General features: G+C 62.1%; 22 protein-coding genes. 16 read left to right on the top strand and 6 right to left on the bottom strand.

What is annotated here, in order from left to right; all coding sequences use genetic code 11:
• Positions 1–88: 88 nt before the first annotated feature.
• The 3 genes from ACZYHG_RS02390 to trmB all read left to right on the top strand — a co-directional run bounded on the left by ACZYHG_RS02390 (position 89) and on the right by trmB (position 2,670).
• The gene (locus ACZYHG_RS02390; RefSeq protein WP_027032979.1) at positions 89–508 is read left to right on the top strand and encodes a helix-turn-helix domain-containing protein; all 420 of its coding nucleotides are present in this window, start codon (positions 89–91) and stop codon (positions 506–508) included.
• Between the two features lie 168 nt (positions 509–676).
• Positions 677–1,942 (top strand): methionine adenosyltransferase, encoded by a 1,266-nt coding sequence (gene metK / locus ACZYHG_RS02385; protein WP_464612368.1) that lies wholly within the window; start codon positions 677–679, stop codon positions 1,940–1,942.
• A gap of 26 nt (positions 1,943–1,968) precedes the next feature.
• Positions 1,969–2,670 carry a tRNA (guanine(46)-N(7))-methyltransferase TrmB gene (gene trmB / locus ACZYHG_RS02380; RefSeq protein WP_464612367.1) on the top strand — a complete coding sequence of 234 codons (702 nt, stop codon included), beginning with the start codon at positions 1,969–1,971 and terminating at the stop codon, positions 2,668–2,670.
• 92 nt (positions 2,671–2,762) lie between these two features.
• Here trmB and ACZYHG_RS02375 read toward each other — a convergent pair whose 3' ends face one another.
• Complete coding sequence (locus ACZYHG_RS02375; RefSeq protein ID WP_080680922.1) at positions 2,763–2,927, bottom strand: hypothetical protein; 165 nt, start codon at positions 2,925–2,927, stop codon at positions 2,763–2,765.
• 350 nt (positions 2,928–3,277) lie between these two features.
• Here ACZYHG_RS02375 and rimP point away from each other — a divergent pair, with 350 nt between their 5' ends.
• From rimP to ACZYHG_RS02325, 10 genes are all read left to right on the top strand, one after another.
• Complete coding sequence (rimP, locus tag ACZYHG_RS02370) at positions 3,278–3,922, top strand: ribosome maturation factor RimP (RefSeq protein WP_027061029.1); 645 nt, start codon at positions 3,278–3,280, stop codon at positions 3,920–3,922.
• Between the two features lie 48 nt (positions 3,923–3,970).
• On the top strand, positions 3,971–5,566 hold the full coding sequence (gene nusA, locus ACZYHG_RS02365) for a transcription termination factor NusA (RefSeq protein ID WP_027061028.1): 1,596 nt from the start codon (positions 3,971–3,973) through the stop codon (positions 5,564–5,566).
• A 38-nt stretch (positions 5,567–5,604) separates the two neighbouring features.
• Positions 5,605–6,255, top strand: a complete 651-nt coding sequence (locus tag ACZYHG_RS02360; protein WP_027032984.1) for an RNA-binding protein — start codon at positions 5,605–5,607, stop codon at positions 6,253–6,255.
• Positions 6,252–8,825, top strand: a complete 2,574-nt coding sequence (infB, locus tag ACZYHG_RS02355) for a translation initiation factor IF-2 (protein ID WP_464612366.1) — start codon at positions 6,252–6,254, stop codon at positions 8,823–8,825. Before ACZYHG_RS02360 ends, infB begins: the two co-directional genes overlap by 4 nt.
• Positions 8,826–8,951: 126 nt before the next feature.
• Positions 8,952–9,407, top strand: coding sequence for a 30S ribosome-binding factor RbfA (rbfA, locus tag ACZYHG_RS02350; protein ID WP_464612365.1), 456 nt, complete (start codon positions 8,952–8,954; stop codon positions 9,405–9,407).
• The gene (truB, locus tag ACZYHG_RS02345; RefSeq protein ID WP_464612364.1) at positions 9,407–10,384 is read left to right on the top strand and encodes a tRNA pseudouridine(55) synthase TruB; all 978 of its coding nucleotides are present in this window, start codon (positions 9,407–9,409) and stop codon (positions 10,382–10,384) included. Before rbfA ends, truB begins: the two co-directional genes overlap by 1 nt.
• Before the next feature lie 123 nt (positions 10,385–10,507).
• Positions 10,508–11,602 (top strand): magnesium/cobalt transporter CorA, encoded by a 1,095-nt coding sequence (gene corA, locus ACZYHG_RS02340; RefSeq protein ID WP_464612363.1) that lies wholly within the window; start codon positions 10,508–10,510, stop codon positions 11,600–11,602.
• A gap of 78 nt (positions 11,603–11,680) precedes the next feature.
• Complete coding sequence (gene rpsO / locus ACZYHG_RS02335) at positions 11,681–12,055, top strand: 30S ribosomal protein S15 (protein WP_272481095.1); 375 nt, start codon at positions 11,681–11,683, stop codon at positions 12,053–12,055.
• Positions 12,056–12,335: 280 nt separating this feature from the next.
• Positions 12,336–14,483: a polyribonucleotide nucleotidyltransferase gene (pnp, locus tag ACZYHG_RS02330; RefSeq protein WP_464612362.1), complete on the top strand. Its 2,148-nt coding sequence runs from the start codon at positions 12,336–12,338 to the stop codon at positions 14,481–14,483.
• Positions 14,484–14,552: 69 nt separating this feature from the next.
• Positions 14,553–15,566, top strand: coding sequence for a class I SAM-dependent methyltransferase (locus ACZYHG_RS02325; RefSeq protein ID WP_464612361.1), 1,014 nt, complete (start codon positions 14,553–14,555; stop codon positions 15,564–15,566).
• 17 nt (positions 15,567–15,583) lie between these two features.
• Here ACZYHG_RS02325 and ACZYHG_RS02320 read toward each other — a convergent pair whose 3' ends face one another.
• The 4 genes from ACZYHG_RS02320 to fabA form a co-directional block, all read right to left on the bottom strand.
• Positions 15,584–17,128: a putative bifunctional diguanylate cyclase/phosphodiesterase gene (locus tag ACZYHG_RS02320; protein WP_464612360.1), complete on the bottom strand. Its 1,545-nt coding sequence runs from the start codon at positions 17,126–17,128 to the stop codon at positions 15,584–15,586.
• A gap of 175 nt (positions 17,129–17,303) precedes the next feature.
• Entirely contained in the window at positions 17,304–18,107 is an 804-nt protein-coding gene (fabI, locus tag ACZYHG_RS02315) for an enoyl-ACP reductase FabI (RefSeq protein WP_464612359.1), read from the bottom strand.
• 31 nt (positions 18,108–18,138) lie between these two features.
• Positions 18,139–19,359 carry a beta-ketoacyl-ACP synthase I gene (gene fabB / locus ACZYHG_RS02310; protein WP_464612358.1) on the bottom strand — a complete coding sequence of 407 codons (1,221 nt, stop codon included), beginning with the start codon at positions 19,357–19,359 and terminating at the stop codon, positions 18,139–18,141.
• A 49-nt stretch (positions 19,360–19,408) separates the two neighbouring features.
• Positions 19,409–19,927 carry a 3-hydroxyacyl-[acyl-carrier-protein] dehydratase FabA gene (fabA, locus tag ACZYHG_RS02305; protein ID WP_027032995.1) on the bottom strand — a complete coding sequence of 173 codons (519 nt, stop codon included), beginning with the start codon at positions 19,925–19,927 and terminating at the stop codon, positions 19,409–19,411.
• Positions 19,928–20,170: 243 nt separating this feature from the next.
• Here fabA and irrA point away from each other — a divergent pair, with 243 nt between their 5' ends.
• On the top strand, positions 20,171–20,602 hold the full coding sequence (gene irrA, locus ACZYHG_RS02300) for an iron response transcriptional regulator IrrA (protein ID WP_027032996.1): 432 nt from the start codon (positions 20,171–20,173) through the stop codon (positions 20,600–20,602).
• A gap of 28 nt (positions 20,603–20,630) precedes the next feature.
• Positions 20,631–21,011: a DUF4260 domain-containing protein gene (locus ACZYHG_RS02295; RefSeq protein ID WP_464612357.1), complete on the top strand. Its 381-nt coding sequence runs from the start codon at positions 20,631–20,633 to the stop codon at positions 21,009–21,011.
• On the opposite strand, the gene ACZYHG_RS02290 is transcribed toward ACZYHG_RS02295, so the two are convergent.
• Positions 21,001–21,558, bottom strand: coding sequence for an SH3 domain-containing protein (locus ACZYHG_RS02290; protein ID WP_033838758.1), 558 nt, complete (start codon positions 21,556–21,558; stop codon positions 21,001–21,003). The genes ACZYHG_RS02295 and ACZYHG_RS02290 overlap by 11 nt on opposite strands.
• Before the next feature lie 148 nt (positions 21,559–21,706).
• Between ACZYHG_RS02290 and ACZYHG_RS02285 the strand changes: the two genes are divergently transcribed.
• Positions 21,707–22,708, top strand: a complete 1,002-nt coding sequence (locus ACZYHG_RS02285) for a 2-hydroxyacid dehydrogenase (protein ID WP_464612356.1) — start codon at positions 21,707–21,709, stop codon at positions 22,706–22,708.
• The last annotated feature ends 25 nt before the right edge of the window (positions 22,709–22,733 follow it).

Raw genomic sequence — 22,733 nt, 5'->3', positions numbered from 1 at the left:
TGGTGGATCGTTCTGTTGGGGCAGTCGCCTCCGGCATTTTTTGGGCGAGAAAAAAATCACAAAGCCGAAAAAATTCGGCGAGGAAAAAATGACAGAAGAAAACAAGAAGAAACCGAATCCCATCGACATCCACGTTGGAAGTCGCGTCCGGCTTCGGCGCAACATGCTCGGAATGAGCCAGGAAAAGCTGGGTGAGAATCTCGGCATCACGTTTCAACAGATCCAGAAATATGAAAAAGGCACCAATCGCGTCGGCGCCAGCCGGCTGCAGGCGATTGCCTCCATACTCGGGGTGCCCGTCGCCTTCTTTTTCGAGGATGCGCCGGGCCAGGAAGCGGTGGCCGGCCGTGGATTTTCGGAGGATGCGTCGATGGCTTTCGCAGTCGAGTTCTGCGGAAGCCCCGAAGGCCTTCAACTCAACCGGGCGTTCGTCAAGATCGCCGACGTCAAGGTGCGCCGCAGGATCATCGACCTGGTGAAGTCGCTCGCCGCCGACGATCTCGACTGACCCTCAATGCGCCTCGAGCCGGCGGCGTTTGCCGCCGGTGGCACAAGATATCGACATCGACAGTCGTGCCAGAATGGCGGCAACGCTTGACGAGCGGCGCTTTGCCCCGCTAACACGTGGCGCGCCAAAATCGGCAGCCTGCCGATCGTTTTTCAAGAGGGGACACCCGTGACGCGGCAGAACTACTTCTTTACCTCGGAATCCGTTGCCGAGGGCCATCCCGACAAAGTCTGTGACCGGATCTCCGACGAGATCGTCGATCTGGTCTACCGTGAAGCCAAGAAGACCGGCATGGACCCATGGAAAGTCCGTGTCGCCTGCGAGACGCTGGCGACCACCAACCGCGTCGTCATCGCCGGCGAAGTGCGCGTTCCCGAGACGCTGCTGAAGAAGGACAAGGCCGGCAATATCCTCAAGGATGCGGCCGGACATTCGATCATCAACCCGGCCAAGTTCAAGTCGGTCGCCCGCAAGGCGATTCGCGAGATCGGCTATGAGCAGGCCGGTTTCCACTGGAAGACGGCCAAGATCGAGGTTCTGCTGCATGGTCAGTCGCCCGACATCGGCCAGGGCGTCGACAACGCGTCCGACCGCCAGGGCGAGGAAGGTGCCGGCGACCAGGGCATCATGTTCGGCTATGCCTGCCGCGAGACGCCGGACCTGATGCCGGCGCCGATCTACTACAGCCACAAGATCCTCGAACTGCTCGCCGCCGCCCGCCACGAAAACAACGGCGAGGCCGGCAAGCTCGGGCCGGACGCCAAGAGCCAGGTCACCGTCCGCTACGTCGACGGCAAGGCTGCCGAGGCAACGCAGATCGTGCTGTCGACCCAGCATCTCGACGCCACCTGGGATTCCAACAAGGTCCGCAAGGTCGTAGAGCCATACATCCGCGAGGCATTGGGCGACCTCAAGATCGCCGACGATTGCATGTGGTACATCAACCCGACAGGCAAGTTCGTCATTGGCGGCCCGGACGGTGATGCCGGGCTGACCGGCCGCAAGATCATCGTCGACACCTATGGTGGTGCTGCTCCCCATGGCGGCGGCGCCTTCTCCGGCAAGGACACCACCAAGGTCGACCGTTCGGCGGCTTACGCGGCGCGCTACCTGGCCAAGAATGTGGTGGCGGCGAAGCTTGCCGACCGCTGCACCATCCAGCTTTCCTACGCCATCGGCGTCGCCCAGCCTTTGTCGGTCTATGTCGACCTGCATGGCACCGGCAAGGTCGATGAGGCAAAGCTCGAGGACGCGCTGCGCACCGTGATGGACCTGTCGCCGTCAGGCATCCGCCGCCATCTCGACCTCAACAAGCCGATCTACGCCAAGACGTCGTCCTACGGCCATTTCGGCCGCAAGGCCGGCCGTGATGGGTCTTTCTCCTGGGAAAAGACCGATCTCGCCAAGGCGCTCAAGGATGCTGTCGCGGCCTGAGCGCCACGACGGCCTTGCACCACCCGATGAGCCCGCAAGACAGGCCAAGCCGTGCGACCGAAGCCTTCTTCGGTCGTCGGCGTGGCAAGCCGGTGCGTCCGCAGCAGGCGGCGGCGTTGGAAAGCGGCCTTGGCGCCTATGGCCTCGATCTGAAGGCTGAAGCGCCGCCAGATCTGCGCAATCTGTTTGAAATTGACGTTTCGGCAGTCCGGCTCGAGATCGGCTTTGGTGGCGGCGAGCATCTTCTGCACCGCGCGCTCGAAGCACCGACAACCGGCTTCATCGGCGTCGAGCCCTTCGTCAATGGCATGGCCAAGATGATGATGGCGGTGCGGCAAAGGCCGCTGGCCAATTTGCGTGTCTTTGATGACGATGCCACGCAATTGCTCGACTGGCTGCCGCAAGCCTCTCTTGACGGCATCGATCTTCTCTATCCGGATCCCTGGCCGAAGAAGAAGCACTGGAAGCGGCGTTTCGTCGGCCCGGTCAATCTCGACCGTTTCGCGCGTGTTCTCAAACCGGGCTCAAAGTTCCGCTTCGCGTCCGATATCGACACCTATGTGAACTGGACCTTGCTGCATTGCCGGGAGCATGGCGCTTTCGCATGGCAGGCAGCGGAAGCGACCGACTGGCATCGCCCTTACGACGGCTGGCCGGGCACGCGTTACGAGGCAAAAGCCATTCGTGAGGGCCGCGGGCCAGCCTATCTTACCTTTATCAGGAAATAGGCGGCCCTGAAGCAATTCCAGGAAAGTGTGTAACGGTTTTCCGTCCGGAATTGCGTCAAAACAAAGAGTCTACGGCACCTATCGCCGGATTTTCAGAAACGGCCGATCCTGTTGAAGATGGCCGGATCCATGCCGAGCGTGCGCAAATCGTCCGCGCGCGGCTTGCGGCCGGCTTCCACGGCGCGCGATGCGGCGACGGCGCTGCCAAATGTGGTGAAGAGATCACCCAGGGCGGAAAATATTCTACGGTTGCTCATGATCTTGTCCTTTCGCGCGCCACCGCGCGCTCTTTCTGTTCGTGTCGTGGCTAACAAATAAGAGCGCTCTGCCGGCTCTCACAGGGGGATTGCCGCATGGCGGCCATGCGCCTGGAGCAATGCTGGTGCTGTCAGGGCTTTTGCCGGCCCGCCACGGCGGGCTTGAAACACAGGCCGTGTTCGTTTATATCAGCCTCAAATTCTTGGTCGGTATGACGAAGAGTGGGTCCACCCGGTCCCGCTCTTTTTTGTTACCTGCCGGCTGCACCGGACCGAAAAGTGCGAAGCGGTTTTCGGATGGTTCCGATGCGCAAACTAAAGAACATTGCGAAACGAACGACAGGCAATTGATGACTGCAACGGCAAGCGAAGGTGACGACCGCATCATCCGCGAAAGCGGCATTGATGCACGCATTGCGCTGATCGTTCAGCCGGTGCTGCGCGGCATCGGCTTTCGCCTCGTGCGCGTGCATCTGTCCGGCCAGAACGGGCTGACGCTGCAGATCATGGCCGAACGTGAGGACGGCACCATGACCGTCGAGGATTGCGAAGAGGTCAGCCGCGCGGTGTCACCGGCGCTCGACGTCGATGACCCGATCGAAAAGGCCTATCACCTCGAAGTCTCTTCGCCCGGTATCGACCGGCCGCTGGTCCGCAAATCGGATTTCGTGACCTGGACCGGTCATCTGGTGAAGATGGAAACATCGATCGTCGTTGCCGACCGCAAGCGCTTCAAGGGCAAGATTGCCGAGGCCGGCGAGGATGATGTGCTGATCGAGCGCGACAAGGCGGCCTATGGCGAGGAACCGACGGTGCGCGTTCCCTATGACGCGATCGCCGATGTGCGGCTGATCCTGACCGACGACCTCATCCGTGAGGCCCTGTCGAAGGACAACCGGGAACGCAAGGAAGCCAAGAAACGCCGCGGCGAACCTGATGATGCACCCGAGGGTGCTGAGGGCGGCGCGGAAGACGAAATCGAACAGGAACTATGATTGAGCCGCCGGGCGTAAAAGCTCGGCAACAAGCTCGGGAGAAATAAGATGGTTGTTAGCGCCAACAGACTTGAACTGCTGCAGATTGCCGACGCGGTCGCGCGTGAAAAGTCGATCGACAAGTCGATCGTCATCGCCGCCATGGCCGATGCGATCCAGAAGGCGGCACGCTCGCGGTATGGCCAGGAGACCAACATCCGCGCCGACATCAATCCCAACACCGGCGAGATGAAGCTGCAGCGGCTGATGGAAGTGGTCGAAAAGGTCGACGACTATGCCACGCAGATCGCTATCTCCTCGGCCCGCGAACGCAATCCCGACGCCCAGCTCGGCGACTTCATCGCCGAACAGCTGCCGCCGATGGATTTCGGCCGCATCGCCGCCCAGTCGGCCAAGCAGGTCATCGTGCAGAAGGTGCGCGAGGCCGAGCGCGACCGCCAGTATGATGAGTACAAGGATCGCATTGGCGAGATCGTCAACGGCACCGTCAAGCGTGTCGAATATGGCAACGTCATCGTTGATCTCGGCCGTGGCGAGGCGATCATCCGCCGTGACGAACTGATCCCGCGCGAAAATTACAAGTATGGCGACCGCGTCCGCGCCTATGTCTACGACGTGCGCCGCGAGCAGCGCGGCCCGCAGATATTCCTGTCGCGTACCCATCCGCAGTTCATGGCCAAGCTCTTCACCATGGAAGTGCCGGAGATCTATGACGGCATCATCGAGATTAAGGCCGTCGCCCGCGATCCGGGCTCGCGTGCCAAGATCGCCGTCATCTCACGTGACAGCTCGATCGATCCGGTCGGCGCCTGCGTCGGTATGCGCGGCAGCCGCGTCCAGGCCGTCGTCGGTGAATTGCAGGGCGAGAAGATCGACATCATTCCGTGGTCGCCCTCGGCCGCGTCCTTCATCGTCAATGCGCTGCAGCCGGCGGAAGTCGCCAAGGTCGTGCTCGACGAAGACGCCGAGCGCATCGAAGTCGTGGTCCCCGACGATCAGCTGTCGCTGGCCATCGGTCGCCGCGGCCAGAACGTGCGTCTCGCCTCGCAGCTGACCGGCTGGGATATCGACATCCTGACCGAGGCCGAGGAGTCCGAGCGCCGCCAGAAGGAATTCGTCGAGCGTTCGTCGCTGTTCATGGAAGCCCTCGACGTCGACGAGATGGTCGGCCAGGTGCTGGCCTCCGAAGGCTTCACCAGCGTTGAGGAAGTCGCCTATGTCGACTCCAGCGAGATCGCCTCGATCGACGGCTTCGACGAAGATACCGCTTCCGAAATCCAGACCCGCGCCCGCGAATATCTGGAGAAGATCGAGGCCGAGCACGACGAGAAGCGCAAGGCGCTCGGCGTCGCCGACGAGCTGCGCGAAATCCCCGGCATCACCACCGCCATGCTGGTGACGCTCGGCGAGGACGGCGTGAAGACCATCGAGGATTTCGCCGGCTATGCCGCGGATGACCTGACCGGCTGGAAGGAACGCAAGGACGGCGAGACAAAAGTTTATCCAGGCGTCCTGGCCAGCCACGGCGTCGCGCGCGCCGATGCCGAGCAGATGGTTCTGGCTGCCCGCCTCAAGGCCGGCTGGATCACCGAAGACGAGCTTGCGGCCGAAGAAGTGTCGGCTGACGAAGCCGTCGGTGCGTGAGGTGAAACCGCATCGCACCGAACCCGCCCCAGGACGAGATGAACGATCGCACCTGCATCGTTACACGCAAGCAGGCCGAACCGGATGAATTGATCCGGTTCGTCGTCGGCCCGGATTCGGCCGTCGTTCCTGATCTCAAGAGAAATCTGCCCGGCCGTGGTTGCTGGGTGAGCGCCGACCGCCTACATATCGACAAGGCGGCGGCCAAGAACCTTTTTGCCCGCGCCTTCAAGGCACAGGTGGTCGTGCCGCCCGATCTTGGCGGTATGGTTGACGGGCTGCTTTCCAGATACGCTTTGGGCATGTTGGGTCTTGCCCGCAAGGCAGGCGCGATTTCTCTTGGTGCCACCAAGGTAGAGAGCGCGGTGCGCGGCGGGTTGGCGCTTTTCGTGCTCCACGCGACCGAAGCATCCGACGATGGCGTGCGCAAGATCAGCCAGGCGCGGCGGGCGACCGTCCATCTCGGCGGCCCTTCCATCCTTGCCTACAAACTTTTCTCCGAGGCCGAGTTGAGCTTGGCATTGGGGGGCACAAATGTGATACATGCTGCCGTTCTCGCGGGAGACGCGGGCAAGGCGGTCCAGAAGCGCATGGTTGCGCTCGACCGATATCGGGGCGGTACCCCGGACGATCTGGCAATGCTTGCGGCTGTTGCTGACGAAGATGATGCCGCAGAGGATATGGAATGAGCGATACGAAATCGGGTGACGACAATACGCTGAGTGTGACGCCGAAGAAGACCTTGACGCTGAAGCGCCCCGGCATGGAGCAGGGCACTGTGCGTCAGAATTTCTCGCACGGCCGCACCAAGCAGGTCGTCGTCGAAACCAAGAAGCGCAAATTTTCGATGCCCGGCGACAAGCCGGAGCCGGTCGCCGCTCCCGTCTTCGCACCGAAGCCGGTGGTTGTGGCCGCGCCTGTCGTACAGGAAGCGCCAAAGGCGCCACCTCCGCCGCCGCCACCAGCCCCGGTCGAACGCGGCGGTATGGTGCTGAACGAGCTGTCGCGCAGCGAAATGGAAGCGCGCCGCAGGGCGCTTGAGGGCTCGAAGGTCCGCGAGGTCGAAGACCGCCAGCGCGCCGCCGAAGATGCCAAGCGCCGCGCCGATGATGAGGAGCGGCGCAAGCGCGAACGCGAGGACTCCGCGCGCCGCCAGGCCGAGGAAGAGGCACGGTTGCAGACCGAGGCCGAATCCCGCCGCCGCGCCGAGGAAGAGGCGCGCCGCCGCGCGCCGCAAGCCGCTGAATTGGCAACCGCCGATGACGAGGAAGAGGTCAAGCCGAAGCGGGCCGTAGCCGGTGCGCCGGTGCGCCGCCTGGTCACGCCCGAAGTGGCGCGTCCGGCCAAGCCGACCAAGAGCGAGGAAGACCGCCGCCGTGGCAAGCTGACGCTGAATTCAGCGCTTTCCGACGAGGATGCGCGCGCCCGCTCGCTGTCGTCGATGCGTCGTCGCCAGGAAAAATTCAAACGCGCGATGCACAATGAGCCGCGCGAGAAAGTCATGCGCGAAGTGATCCTGCCGGAGACCATCACCATCCAGGAACTGGCGCAGCGCATGTCCGAGCGTGCGGTCGATCTGGTCAAGTACTTCATGAAGCAGGGTCAGATCCTGAAGCCTGGCGACGTCATCGACGCCGACACGGCCGAGCTGGTTGCCACCGAATTTGGCCATACGGTTCGCCGCGTTGCCGAGTCCGACATCGAGGAAGGCTTGTTCAACATCGCCGACAACACCGAGGACCTGGTGTCGCGTCCTCCTGTCGTGACGATCATGGGCCATGTCGATCACGGCAAGACCTCGCTGCTCGACGCGATCCGCAATGCCAATGTCGTCTCCGGTGAAGCCGGCGGCATCACCCAGCATATCGGTGCCTATCAGGTCGAGAAGAACGGTCACAAGATCACCTTCATCGACACGCCCGGCCACGCCGCCTTCACGGCGATGCGCGCCCGCGGCGCCCAGGCCACCGACATTGCCATTCTGGTGGTGGCGGCCGATGACAGCGTCATGCCGCAGACGATCGAATCGATCAGCCACGCCAAGGCGGCCGGCGTTCCGATCATCGTGGCGATCAACAAGATCGACAAGCATGACGCTGATCCGCAGAAGGTTCGCTCGGAACTGCTGCGCCATGAAGTCTTCGTCGAATCCATGGGCGGTGAAGTGCTTGACGTCGAAGTGTCGGCAACCAAGGGCACCAATCTCGACAAGCTGCTCGAGGCGATCCTGCTGCAGGCCGAAATCCTCGACCTGAAGGCCAATCCGGACCGTACCGCCGAGGGTGTCGTCATCGAGGCGCAGCTCGACAAGGGCCGCGGTCCTGTTGCTACGGTGCTGGTGCAGACCGGCACCTTGATGCCTGGCGACATCCTTGTCGCCGGCAACGAATGGGGCCGGGTGCGCGCTCTGGTCAACGATCGTGGCGAGCAGATCAAGGAAGCGCCGCCGGCGATGCCGGTCGAGGTGCTCGGCCTTCAGGGCACGCCGCAGGCTGGTGACCGCTTCGCCGTGGTCAACAACGAAGCCCGCGCCCGCGAAATCACCGAGTATCGCCAGCGTCTGGCGCGCGAGAAGGCGGTTGCCAGGCATGCTGGCCAGCGCGGCTCGCTGGAACAGATGATGTCGCAACTGCAGACGAGCGGGCTGAAAGAGTTCCCGCTGGTCATCAAGGGCGACGTGCAGGGCTCGATCGAGGCGATCAACGCCGCGCTCGACAAGCTTGGCACTGATGAGGTGCGTGCGCGCATCGTGCATGCCGGCGCCGGCGCCATCACCGAAAGCGACGTCTCGCTGGCGGAGACGTCTGGGGCCGCGATCATCGGCTTCAACGTCCGTGCCAACGTGCAGGCGCGTGCCGCTGCTGTGGCAGCGGGCATCGAAATCCGCTATTATTCGATCATCTACAACCTCGTGGATGATGTGAAGGCGGCTCTGTCGGGCCTGCTGTCGCCGGAGCGTCGCGAGACCTTCATCGGCAATGCCGAGATCCTCGAGATCTTCGACATCACCAAGGTTGGCAAGATCGCCGGCTGCCGTGTCACCGAAGGCAAGGTCGAGCGCGGTGCTGGCGTACGCCTGATCCGCGACAACGTCGTCATCCACGAAGGCACGCTGAAGACCCTGAAGCGCTTCAAGGACGAAGTTTCGGAAGTCCCCGGCGGCCAGGAGTGCGGCATGGCCTTCCAGAACTACGAGGACATGCGCGTCGGCGACGTCATCGAGTGCTTCCGCGTCGAAATGGTGACCCGGACGCTCTGAGTTCGAGTGGTCTGTCGGTATCGGGCGGTGGTCGAAAGACCGCCGCCCCAAGCTCGTTGAGAATGACCCGTTTGAGACATGCGGCACGGTCCTATCCCGCGCCCCACGCTTTCAGGATTGAGAAAAATGCCCCGTCCAACCACATCCAGCCCATCCCAGCGCATGCTGCGCGTCGCCGAGCAGGTGCGCCATGCGCTCTCCGAAACCTTGCAGCGCGGTGAAATCATCGATCCGCTGATCGAGAATACCGTCATTTCGGTCTCGGAAGTGCGTATGTCCACCGATCTGAGGGTCGCTACCGCGTTCGTCTCGCCGCTTGGCGCCAAGGATACTGATGCGGTGGTCGAAGCGCTGAACAAGCATGCGAAATTCATCCGCGGCCGTGTCTCCGGCGCGCTGCGGCAAATGAAGTTCATGCCGGAGTTCCGCTTCAAGCTCGACACCTCATTCGACAATTTCGCCAGGATCAACGACCTCCTGAAGTCGCCAGAAGTGGCGCGCGATCTGGGCGCCGACGACCAACAAAAAGACGACGACAAGGCCAAAGACGAGAAGGCCAAAGACGACAGGGACAGCGAATAATGGGGCGCCGTGGCAAGAAGAAGGGCCGGCCGATCTCCGGCTGGGTGGTGCTCGATAAGCCGGTTGGCATGGGCTCGACCGAGGCCGTGTCCAAGATCAAATGGCTGTTCCAGGCGGAAAAGGCCGGCCATGCCGGCACGCTCGATCCGCTGGCTTCCGGCATGCTGCCGATTGCGCTCGGTGAAGCCACCAAGACCGTGCCCTACGTTCAGGACGGCGCCAAGATCTATCGCTTCACCGTTGCCTGGGGCGATGAGCGCTCCACCGACGATCTCGAGGGGCCGGTGACGAAGAGCTCCGACCTGCGTCCGGCGGAAGCCGAGGTGCGCGCGCTGCTGCCCAAATACACCGGCGTCATCATGCAGACGCCGCCGCAATTCTCGGCCATCAAGATTGCGGGTGAACGCGCCTACGACCTTGCCCGCGAAGGCGAGACGGTCGATATACCGGCGCGGGAGATTGAGATCGGTCGTCTGGATGTCATCGAGCACCACGCTGATCACACAATTTTCGAGATCGAATGTGGCAAAGGCACCTATGTGCGCTCGCTGGCCCGTGACATGGGTAGGGACCTCGGCTGCTTCGGCCACATCAGCGAATTGCGCCGGGTCGAGGTCGAACCGTTCACGCCGGAAGATTTCGTCACCATCGCCGAATTGGAAGCGGCTCGCTTCGGTGCGCAAGGTGAGGATGAGCCAGAGCCTGCCGACGATGCTGATGCGATTGAAGTGCCGGTAGATTTCAGCGCCATCGATGCGCTTCTTGTCGATACCTCAGCGGCTCTCGACTGCCTGCCGCAGATCGCCATCAGCGACGATGCGGCGACAAAGATCCGCCTCGGCAACCCGGTCATCATTCGCGGCCGCGATGCGCCCGTGGAGGCGGAAGAAGCCTGCGCCACGGCGCGCGGCAAGCTGGTTGCCATCGGCGCGATCGAACAAGGCATGTTCAAGCCCAAGCGGGTCTTTGCCGGGTGACGGCTAAAGCAATTCCAGGAAAAGTGTCAAACGGTTTTCCCGGGAAAAGCGCGTAGAGCTTTCCCTTGGGAATTGCGAGAAGGTAAGACTCTAACTTCAAGTCGATTTACGCTCGAGGGGCACATGGTCAAGGCCGAGGCGGTGAAAAAGCGGGCGCCGGTGAAGACGCGGCGACCGCCGGTCGGTGCCTCGCCGGGCACGCTGATCGCTGATCCGGCGGCGCGCCGCAGCGAGCTGAGGCTGACCCTGATCTCGCCCGAGAAATTCAAGACCATCAACGATGCCAGCATCGACGATCTCAATACCCATTGCGACAACTGGCCGGTCGTCTGGCTGGACTGTACGGGCCTCGCCAACATCCAGCTGATCGAGGAGATCGGCCGGATTTTCAACCTGCATCCGCTGGCTCTGGAAGACGTCGTCAACACCGGCCAGCGGCCGAAGGTCGATTTCTTCGAGGACCACGCCTTCGTCGTCATGCGCATGATCGACGACGTCACGGCCCACCGTTACGAACAGATCGCCGTGTTCTTCGGCAAGAATTTCGTCGTTACCTTCCAGGAACGTGAGGGAGATCCGTTCGATCCCGTGCGCAAGCGCATCGAGAGTTCGGCGCCCAACCGATTGCGGGCCCGCGGCGCCGACTATCTCGCCTACGCGCTGATCGACGCCATCGTCGACAGCTATTTTCCGCCGATCGAGGTGGCCGGCGACCTGGTCGACAACATCGAGGACCAGATGCTGAACACGACACACAAGCACCAGATGCGGCAGCTGCACGAATTGCGGCGCGATGCCAATGTGCTGAAGGGCGTGCTATGGCCGATGCGCGATGCCGTGGCGACACTGATCCGCAACGACGTGCCTTATGTGAAGGCCGAGACCAAGATTTTCTTCAACGACACACTCGACCACACGTTGAGGCTGATCGAACTGGTCGAGACCCAGCGCGACATGCTGACCGGCTTGATCGAGATGCATCTGTCGCTGAGCCAGGCGCGCACCAACGACGTCATCAGCTATCTCACCATCGTCTCGGTGATCTTCATGCCGCTCACCTTCCTGGTCGGCGTCTGGGGTATGAACTTCGATCCTGAATCCTCGCCATGGAACATGCCGGAGCTGAAAGCTTATTACGGCTATCCCTTGTCGCTGCTGTTCATGGCTGTTGTCGCGGTCGGCTTGATTGCCTTCTTCAAATGGAAGAAATGGCTTTGACAGCGATAAATTCTCCCATTTGAGGCTGAAAAGCCGGCTTCGTGAATTGGGCTGGTGTTTTCCGGGGAATTGCACTATATGCGCCGCAGCATAGCGCCAAGACGCTTTGCTTGCACCGGCCCCTGCTGGACGACATCCCGGCTGAGGGCGACCCGTTTCCTCAAACAGATAAGGAAAAACACGATGTCGATTACTGCCGAGCGCAAACAGGAATTGATGGGTGAATTCGCAACCGCCAAGGGCGATACCGGGTCTCCGGAAGTCCAGGTGGCCATCCTTTCCGAGCGCATCAAGAACCTGACCGACCACTTCAAGGACCACAAGAAGGATAACCATTCCCGCCGTGGTCTGCTCGCTCTCGTCTCCCAGCGCCGCAGCCTGCTTGATTATCTCAAGCGCAAGGATGACGCGCGCTACCAGACGTTGATCGAGAAGCTCGGTCTGCGCCGTTGACGAATTGACCGGCGGGCTTTCTCAGGAGAGCCCGCCGGTCGCGCATTCTGCCAGTCGTATCGATTGGCCAGACCCGGTTTCGAGCGTGCAGAGGGCCACTCGAAACCGCCCATGGACGGTCATGGGGCAGGATTGCAGGACGCTCGTGCGCTTAGCCCGCGCCGAAATTTACCCGAGCTTCCCGTTGTCTTGCCCGTGGCTGCCCGAGAAAGGAAGCCAGGGAAAGGGCATCCGCGCACCGTGAAACGGCGCGGCCCTTTCCGCTTATTAAGGACAAGACATGTTCAATCACCACAAAGTAGAAATCGAATGGGGCGGCCGTCCGCTCATCCTCGAAACCGGCAAGATCGCGCGTCAGGCTGACGGCGCGGTACTCGCGACCTACGGCGAGACCAAGGTTCTGGCCACCGTCGTTTCGATGAAGGAGCCGAAGCCAGGCCTCGATTTCTTCCCGCTGACCGTCAACTACCAGGAAAAGACCTACGCCGCCGGCAAGATTCCGGGCGGCTACTTCAAGCGCGAAGGCCGTCCGAGCGAAAAGGAAACGCTGGTTTCCCGCCTCATCGACCGCCCGATCCGCCCGCTCTTCGCCGCCGGCTACAAGAACGACACGCAGATCGTCTGCACCGTCGTCCAGCACGACCTCGAGAACGATCCCGACATCGTGTCGATCGTCGCCACCTCGGCTGCCCTGACGCTCTCCGGTGTTCCGTTCATGGGCCCGATCGGCGGCGCCCGTGTCGGCTACATCAACGGCGAATACGTGCTCAACCCGCATGTCGATGAGATGCAGGAATCCAAGCTCGACCTCGTTGTCGCCGGCACCGCCGACGCCGTGCTGATGGTCGAGTCCGAAGCCAAGGAACTTGGCGAAGAGCTGATGCTCGGCGCCGTCATGTTTGGCCACAAGGGCTTCCAGCCGGTCATCGACGCCATCATCAAGCTGGCCGAAGTTGCCGCCAAGGAGCCGCGCGACTTTACCGCGCCGGACTATTCAGCGCTTGAAGCCGAGATGCTGAAGATCGTCGGCGATGAGCTTAGCACTGCCTACAAGAACGTCGACAAGCAGAAGCGTTACGCCGCCGTCGACGCCGTCAAGGCCAAGGTCAAGGCTGCGTTTGCTCCGGCTGAAGGCGAAGACGCCAAGTACACCTCCGAGCAGATCGGTTCCGTGTTCAAGGAGCTGCAGGCCAAGGTCGTGCGCTGGAACATCCTCGACACCGGCTCGCGCATCGATGGTCGTGACCTGAGCACGGTTCGCAAGATCGTCTCGGAAGTCGGCGTCCTGCCGCGCACCCATGGTTCGGCGCTGTTCACTCGCGGCGAGACCCAGGCGCTGGTCGTTGCCACGCTGGGCACCGGTGAGGACGAGCAGTATGTCGATTCGCTGACCGGCATGTACAAGGAGAAGTTCCTCCTCCACTACAACTTCCCTCCCTACTCCGTCGGTGAGACCGGCCGCATGGGTTCGCCGGGCCGCCGCGAAATTGGCCATGGCAAGCTCGCCTGGCGCGCCATCCGCCCGATGCTGCCCTCCGCTGACCAGTTCCCCTACACGCTGCGCGTGGTTTCGGAGATCACCGAGTCCAACGGCTCGTCGTCGATGGCGACTGTCTGCGGCACCTCGCTGGCGCTGATGGATGCTGGTGTGCCGCTGGCCAAGCCCGTTGCCGGCATCGCCATGGGCCTGATCAAGGAAGGCGATCGCTTCGCCGTGCTCTCCGACATCCTTGGCGACGAGGATCACCTCGGCGACATGGACTTCAAGGTCGCCGGCACTGAAGGCGGCATCACCTCGCTGCAGATGGACATCAAGATCGATGGCATCACCGAAGAGATCATGAAGATCGCGCTTGGCCAGGCCAAGGACGGTCGCTTGCATATCCTGGGCGAAATGGGCCACGCGCTGACCGGCGCGCGTTCGGAACTCGGCGAGTTCGCGCCGCGCATCGAAGTGATGCACATCCCGACCGACAAGATCCGCGACGTGATCGGCTCGGGCGGCAAGGTCATCCGTGAAATCGTCGAGAAGACTGGCGCCAAGATCAACATCGAAGACGACGGCACGGTCAAGATCGCTTCGTCGAACGCCAAGGAGATCGAGGCGGCGAAGAAGTGGATCCACACCATCGTCGCCGAGCCGGAAGTCGGCGAGATCTACGAAGGCACGGTCGTCAAGACCGCCGACTTCGGCGCCTTCGTTAACTTCTTCGGTCCGCGTGACGGCCTCGTCCACATCTCGCAGCTTGCCAACGACCGGGTCGCCAAGACCTCGGACGTCGTCAAGGAAGGCGACAAGGTCTGGGTCAAGCTGATGGGCTTCGACGAGCGCGGCAAGGTCCGCCTCTCGATGAAGGTCGTCGACCAGGCCACCGGCAAGGAACTCGCTCGCGACAAGAAGACCGAAGGCGAAGAAAACGCCGCCTGAGCGGTCTGATAGTGAAGTTAGAACGGGCGCGGCACATGTCGCGCCCGTTTTCGTTTACAAGGGGCAAGAATGGCCGCTGAGCCGCTGAAGACACTGTTCCATCCCTTCGAGGCCGAGGCGCTTCCTTTACCGCGAAAGGGCGAGCGTGTTCTCTTTCTGGGCGCCGAGCCCGGTTTCCGTCTGCCGGAAGGTTTTGCCGCGATGCTGCATGCTGTGCAGGGCTTCAGGCCGTATTTTCGCACCTTGCAGGCGTCTGGCCTGACGATCACGCCGTTGGGGGAAGGGGCCGGTTTCGATGCGGCGCTGGTGCTTGCCGGCCGCCATCGTGGACAAAACGAAATGCGCATCGCGGAGGCCCTGAAGCGCGTAGCCCCCGGCGGATCGATCGTTGTTGCCGGTGGCAAGGATGAGGGCATCGCCAGCCTGCGCAAACGCATCGACGAGTTGGTGCCGCTTGAAGGCCATCTGCCGAAGTATCACGGCATCGCCTTCTGGCTTCGCCGGCCTGCCGATCTGGAGGCTGCGGAAAGACTGCGCGCCGCCAATCCTGCCCTGCTGGTGGACGGCCGGTTCCACGCCGCGCCAGGCATGTTTTCCTTCGACAAGGTCGACGCCGGCTCGAAACTTCTGGTGGATAATCTGCCCGGCGACCTGCGCGGCAACATTGCCGATTTCTGCGCCGGTTGGGGCTATGTGGCCGCCGAGGTCGCCGCGCGCTCCTCCGGCATATCAGGGCTCGACCTCTACGAAGCGGACTTTGCCTCGCTCGAAGCGGCAAAGGGCAACATCGGCAATACTGCCGCCGTCCCGGGTTTTTTCTGGATTGATCTGCTCGCCGAGCCTGTCGAGCGCCGCTATGACGCCATCGTCATGAACCCGCCTTTTCACCGCAGCAGGGCAGCAGAGCCGGAGATCGGCGCCGGCATGATCCGCGCGGCAGCCAAGGCGTTGAAGCCTGGTGGCAAGCTGTTCATGGTCGCCAACCGCCAGCTTCCTTACGAACCCGTGCTGTCGGCTGTCTTTGCCAGCCATGCGGAGCTTGCCCGCGACGGCATGTTCAAGGTGTTTGTCGCACGTCGCTGAAACAATGCGGCGGGTTTTCAGTGCAGATTGGCGACGCGACGAACCTCGTCGGTGGCGTGCCCGTCAACAGCGCTGAACTTGAGCGGCGCCGGCCGGCCGAACAGATAACCCTGCACGACCTCGCAGCCGGCTGCCCGCAGCAGCGTCGCCTGGCTTTCCGTCTCGACGCCTTCGGCAATGATGCTGACGCCCAGCGCACGAGAAAGCCCGACAATGGTCGAGACGACGGCGCCGGAGCTGGAGTCGGTATCGATGCGGCTGACGAAGGAACGGTCGATCTTCAACTTGCCGAACGAGAAATCGATCAGGTAGCTCAGATTGGAATAGCCGGTGCCGAAATCATCGACGGCAACCGAGATGCCCATCTCGGCAAGCTCTTTGAGGATGGCGGCCGCGCGGTCACGGTCCTGCATCATCGCCGTTTCTGTCACTTCCAGCTCCAGCCGTGATGGCTTGATGCCCGTGGCCCGCATTGTATCGCGCACGATGCCGACGAAATCCTTGGTCATGAACTGGACCGGCGAGATGTTAACGGCGACGAAGCAGTCGTCCGGCAAATGGCGGGCGTCGCTGCAGGCCTTGCGCAGAACCCATTCGCCGATCGGGTTGATCATCCCGGTTTCCTCGGCGATCTGGATGAATTCCATGGGCGGGATCATGCCGCGTTGAGGATGGTTCCAGCGGATCAGCGCTTCATAGCCGACGATACGGCCGGTCGGCAGGTCGAGCTGCGGCTGATAGTGGAGGTCGAAGTCTCCGCGTTCGAACGCGGTGTGCAGTTCGGATTCGACCCATTGGCGATAATCGGCGACGCGCCCCATCTCGCTGTCGAACACCGACCAGTTGCCGACCCCGCTGGCGCGCGCATTCTGCAGCGCCAGGTTGGAGCGGCGCAGGATAAGGACCGGATCGACGCCATCCTTGGGCATGGCCACGATACCCACGGACAGACCTACCGATTGCTGATGGCTGCTGAGTTCATAGGGCTCCATCATCTCGTCGATGAGCCTCTCGACCATGCTTTCCATCGTTCCCGAGATCTGATGATCCGGGATCAGCACCGCGAACTCGCCGGCACCGATGCGTCCAATAAGGGCGCGCGGCGGTACGCAGCTCTGCAGCCGCTTGGTGAAGGCGCGGATCAGCTCATCGCCCTGACTGTATCCAATCGCGTCGTTGATGTGCTTGAAACGGTCGATGTCGATGTCGATCAGGAACATCGGTTCCCCCGTCCGGCTTGTCGCGCATGCCGCCTCGGCGATCTTGCCGACCATCGCCGGGCGCGCCAGCAATCCCGTCAGCTTGTCGAAATGGGTTTCGTTGAAGACGAAATCCGCCGATTCATCGACGCCAGCGAAGAAGGACATTGCCGCCACCGACGCCGCCAGCGCGCATAGCGCGGCCATGATCGCGACCATCATGTCCACCGATATGCCGGCAAACTCATCGCCGAGACCGTGCTTCAGGCCCCAGATGCCGAGGACGAAACTGCCAATGCCCGAGCTTGCTATGGTGAGCAGTCGGAACACTGGTGTTCGCTTCGGGTTGCTGACGGCAGGCATTCAAAGGTCCCCAGATTGCCGGACTCTATAGCGGAGATCTTCTTAAAATCAGTTTCCGCGAATAAATCCAATTTTACTGGAGGGGATCATTTTTTTACTGGAAAAGGGCCATCTCTCCGAACCGGCTCTATGCATGTTGCCCAAAGCGTGTCGCCTTGAGCCGATTCAGGGCTCGTTAGCCATCCGTTTGCTTCAACTCATCAAGCGTCGGCATCGACACGATGTGATAGCCGGAATCGACATAGTGGATTTCGCCGGTGACGCCGGAGGCGAGGTCGGACAGCAGATAAAGCGCCGAGCCGCCGACTTCGTCGATGGTCACCGTGCGACGCAGCGGCGAGTTGCGCTGCTGGTAGGAGAACATGTGGCGGGCGTCCGAAATGCCGGCGCCGGCGAGCGTGCGTACCGGTCCTGCCGAGATGCCGTTCACCCGGATGCCGCGCGGGCCGTAGTCGTTGGCAAGATAGCGCACGCTGGCCTCCAGGCCGGCCTTGGCGACGCCCATGACATTGTAGTTCGGCATGACGCGGACCGAACCGGCATAGGTCAGCGTGATCATCGAGCCGCCCTCCGTCATCAGTGGCGCTGCATTGCGGGCCACCTCGGTGAAGGAGTAGCAGGAGATCACCATGGTGCGGACGAAGTTGTCCCGGCTGGTGTCGGCGTAAAGGCCCTTCAACTCGTTCTTGTCGGAAAAGCCGATGGCGTGGACGACGAAGTCCAGTCCGCCCCATTCCTTGCCAAGCGTCTCGAACGTGGCGGCCACTGATGCGCTGTCCTCGACATCGCAGGGAACGACGAGCGAGGCGCCGAGCTTGTCGGCGAGCGGCTTGACCCGGCGGCCGAAGGCCTCGCCCTGATAGGTGAAGGCGAGCTCCGCGCCATGCTCGGACAATTTCCGGGCGATGCCCCAGGCAATCGAATGATCGTTGGCGACGCCCATGACAAGCCCGCGCTTGCCCTTCATCAGTCCGTCCATGACTGCAATCCTTTTAGAAAAACCGCCGGCCTTATGCGGAATAGCGCTGGAAAATCAGCGTTGCGTTGGTGCCACCGAAACCGAACGAATTGGACAAAACGGTGTCGATCTTGGCGTTGTCGATGCGCTTGCGCACGATCGGCATGCCCTCGAATTCCGGATCGAGCTCTTCGATATGGGCGCTCTCGCCGATGAAGCCGCCTTGCATCATCAGGATCGAGTAGATCGATTCCTGCACGCCGGCCGCGCCCAGCGAATGGCCGGTCAGCGATTTCGTCGAGGTGATGAACGGCATCTTATCGCCGAACACCTCGCGGATCGCGCCCATTTCCTTGGAATCGCCGACCGGCGTCGAGGTGCCGTGGGTGTTGATGTAGTCGACAGACGTCGAAACCGTCGCCAGCGCCTGGCGCATGCAGCGGACCGCGCCTTCGCCCGAAGGCGCCACCATGTCATGACCGTCCGACGTCGCGCCGTAGCCGACGATCTCGGCGTAGATCTTGGCGCCGCGCGCCTTGGCGTGTTCGAGTTCTTCCAGGATCAGCACACCCGCGCCGCCGGCAATGACGAAGCCGTCGCGATTGACGTCATAAGCACGGGAAGCAGCCGATGCCCGGTCGTTATACTTCGACGACATCGCACCCATGGCGTCGAACAGGTCCGACATTGTCCAGTCGAGGTCTTCGTGGCCGCCGGCAAACATCACATCCTGTTTGCCCCATTGGATCAACTCATAGGCATTGCCGATGCAGTGCGCCGAGGTCGAGCAGGCCGATGAAATCGAATAGTTGACGCCGTGGATCTTGAACCAGGTGGCCAGCGTCGCCGACGCGGTCGACGACATCGCCTTCGGCACCGCGAACGGGCCGATACGCTTGGGGCTACCGTTCTTGAGGGTGGTTTCGGCCGCTTCGACGATGGTGCGGGTGGAGGGGCCGCCCGAGCCCATGACGATGCCGGTGCGCTCATTGGTGATGTCGCCTTCACGGAGGCCCGCATCGGCGATCGCCTGGTCCATGGCGACGTGGTTCCAGGCAGCACCTTGTGACAGGAAGCGCATCGCGCGGCGATCGATCATGGCGGAGGGGTCGAGCGTCGGTGCGCCCCAGACCTGGCAACGGAAGCCATGCTCGGCGAAAGAATCGGAAAAGCTGATGCCGGATCTGGCGTCATGCAGCGAGGTCTGCACCTCGTTGGCATTGTTACCGATCGACGACACGATGCCGAGGCCTGTGACTACGACACGTCTCATTCGCAACTCCTTCCAGGGGTGCTGGCCAGTGGGCAGGCCAAGGCTGCGGTCAAGCGACCGCCGACTGCTTGGACAGACCGACCTTCAGGTCCGTCGCCGCATATATGGGCTCGCCATCCGCCTTCATCCAGCCATCGGCGATACCCAGCACCAACCGGCCGCGCATCACGCGCTTGAAATCCACGCCATACTCGACCTTCTTGACCGATGGCGTGACCATGCCCTTGAACCTGACCTCGCCGGTCGACAGCGCCATTCCCTTACCGGGTTCGCCGAGCCAGCCGAGATAGAAGCCGGTCAATTGCCACAACGCGTCCAGACCAAGGCATCCTGGCATGATCGGATTGCCGATAAAATGGCAGGCAAAGAACCACAGGTCCGGCTTGATATCGAATTCCGCGCGGATGAAGCCCTTGTCGAAGGCGCCGCCCGTCTCGCTGATCTCGGTGATGCGGTCAAACATCAGCATCGGCGGGTAGGGCAGCTGGGCATTGCCCTCTCCGAACAGCTCGCCGCGGGCGCATGCCAGCAATTCTTCGTAGTCGTAGCTGGATTTCGAACCCGCCATCAATCTCGTCCCCATATCGTCCCGGGCGGTAGCGCGCCCTTGTCGTTGGTGTCCTAACACAATCTGTTTCAGGCCGGAAACCGGCGTTTGCGCTTAACCCGCCAGTCTGCCCGGGTCAATGCGCGCTATTGATCGCATTCGGACGACAGAATATATGTCGATAGGGGTCCATGTTTGGCGGAGTTTCATTTTTTTGCCATTCTGGGCGTGTCTTGAAGCGGGACTGTGAGCTTGGAAGACCAGATGGACCGGGGCTGCCGGAAGGAAAATGTCGCTGTGGACAAGCGGGTACGTGAAGCCGGCCTGAGGCCGACGCGTCAACGCATCGCGCTGGCCGACCTGCTTTTCGCCAAGGGCGACCGCCATCTGTCGGCCGAGGAATTGCACGAAGAGGCCGTTGCCGCCGGCGTGCCGGTGTCTCTGGCCACCGTCTACAACGCGCTTCACCAGTTCACCCAGGCAGGGCTGCTGCGCATTCTCGCCGTCGAGGGTGCCAAGACCTATTTCGACACCAATACTTCCGACCACCACCATTTCTACATTGAAGGCGAAAATCGCATCTTCGACATCGACAGCGGTCCGGTGACGGTCACCAACCTGCCGGAGCCGCCCGAGGGGATGGAAATCGCCAATGTCGACATCGTGGTGAGGCTGCGCCCCAAGCGCCAGGAATGAGCGGCGAAGCCCGAATAATCGGTCTGGGATGAAACCCCTCGACCTGATAATCCGGCTCGAATGGTCCGTCGTGGCGGTGGTCGCCATCGTCTTCTACGCTTCGGCAGGCGTTTCCTGGTGGCTCTTTGCCGTGCTTATCCTGGCGCCGGACCTGTCGATGTTCGGCTATCTCGGCGGCCCGCGCATCGGCGCCATCGCCTACAACGCCTTGCACATCCTGATCGTACCGGTGCTGCTGCTGCTCGCCGGTCACCTGTCCGGCAGTGCGGCGGCAATCGCGGTCGCGCTGATCTGGATCGCTCACATCGCCATCGATCGTGCGCTCGGCTACGGCCTGAAGCTGTCGACTGGTTTTCAGGACACCCATCTCGGCCGAATCGGGCGCAAGCGCAACGACCTCAGTCCTTGACCCGCTCGCCTGGATAGGCGCCCCAGACCGCTGCCTGGGCGAGCCAGCCGGTGTGCCCGTCGAGCGTCATTTCACACCACTGGCCGTCGCAGGCTTTGATCGTGCCCATGACGCCCGGTTCGATGATAGCCACCACGCTGGCATCCTTGTCGGGGCTTCTGAGCATATTGATCTGGGCGCCCTTGCCGCGCTGCCATGGCGCGATGATCGCGGTGCGCCGTCCTGACAGCAGCGATTGATTGATCCAACCCTCCGAGCCGTCAGCATCGCGCACGCGGCGCCATGTGTCGAATTCCTGGATGATTTCCATCGGCAGGCCGGCCTTCATATACATCCAGTCGACCGAATAGTTGGCGCCCGGGCCGACGCGCGAGTTGACGCGGCCGGATTTCAGGCTGACGAATCGCGGCAGCGGCAGGCCACTCGGCCCGAGCGTGACACTTTGGACGGGTGCCGCCGCACTCTGCGCGGCAGCAAGCGGAGAATAAAGCAGAGCGCCGAGAAATGCTGCGCTGAGGGTCAGGCGAAGCGACGCGAAACCAGACACTTTCGTTCCTTTCGGCGCCGGCTCGGTGGCCTCGGCGCCCCTTTTTCTTTGTCTTCGGCGGCACCGCTTGTTACATGGGTAAATCGGCTACCGCGACCGGCTTTCAGTTTCGCCGGTCTTGGTTAAAGAGGTCTCAACGAGGGAAACAATGGCAGGCAAAAAGAAGCCTCTCGTGGTCATCACGCGAAAACTGCCCGACCCGGTCGAGACCCGCATGCGCGAGCTGTTCGACGCCAGGCTGAATGTCGAGGACAGGCCGATGACGCAGCCGGAACTGGTTGCGGCGGTTAAGGAGGCCGACGTGCTGGTGCCGACGGTGACCGACCAGATCGACGCGGCGCTGATCGCCCAGGCCGGCGACAACCTCAAGCTGATCGCCAATTTCGGCAATGGCGTCGACAAGATCGACGTGGCAGCGGCGGCCAAGAGGGGCATCACCGTCACCAACACGCCCAATGTTCTCACCGAAGACACCGCCGACATGACCATGGCACTGATGCTGGCGGTGCCGCGCCGGCTTGCCGAAGGCGCCAACGTGCTCACCGGCGACAAGAAATGGGCCGGCTGGTCGCCGACATGGATGCTTGGCCGGCGCATCTGGGGCAAGCGGCTGGGCATTGTCGGCATGGGACGCATCGGCACGGCCGTTGCCCGGCGGGCCAAGGCCTTCGGCCTTTCCATCCACTACCACAACCGCCATCGCGTGCTGCCGGCGGTCGAGGACGGGCTGGAGGCGACCTATTGGGAAAGCCTCGATCAGATGCTGGCCCGCATGGACATCATCTCGGTCAATTGTCCGTCGACGCCCGCGACTTTTCATTTGCTGTCGGCCCGGCGCTTGGCCCTGCTTCAGCCCACCGCCTATGTCGTCAACACTGCGCGCGGAGACATCATCGATGAAGAAGCGCTGGTCAAGCTGATCCAGGACGGCAAGATCGCCGGCGCCGGCCTCGACGTCTACGAACATGAGCCGGCGCTCAATGCCAAGCTGCTCAAGCTCGCCGCCAGGAACAAGGTCGTGCTTTTGCCGCATATGGGCTCGGCGACGCTCGAGGGCCGCATCGACATGGGCGAGAAGGTCATCATCAACATCAGGGCGTTCGTTGACGGCCACCGCCCGCCGGACCGTGTGCTGCCGCTCAGGACCTGAAATTACCGGCGCTCGCCTTTAAGTA

The sequence above is a fragment of the Mesorhizobium subarcticum genome (assembly GCF_055456085.1).
This window is presented reverse-complemented; position numbering and strand designations above follow the sequence as displayed.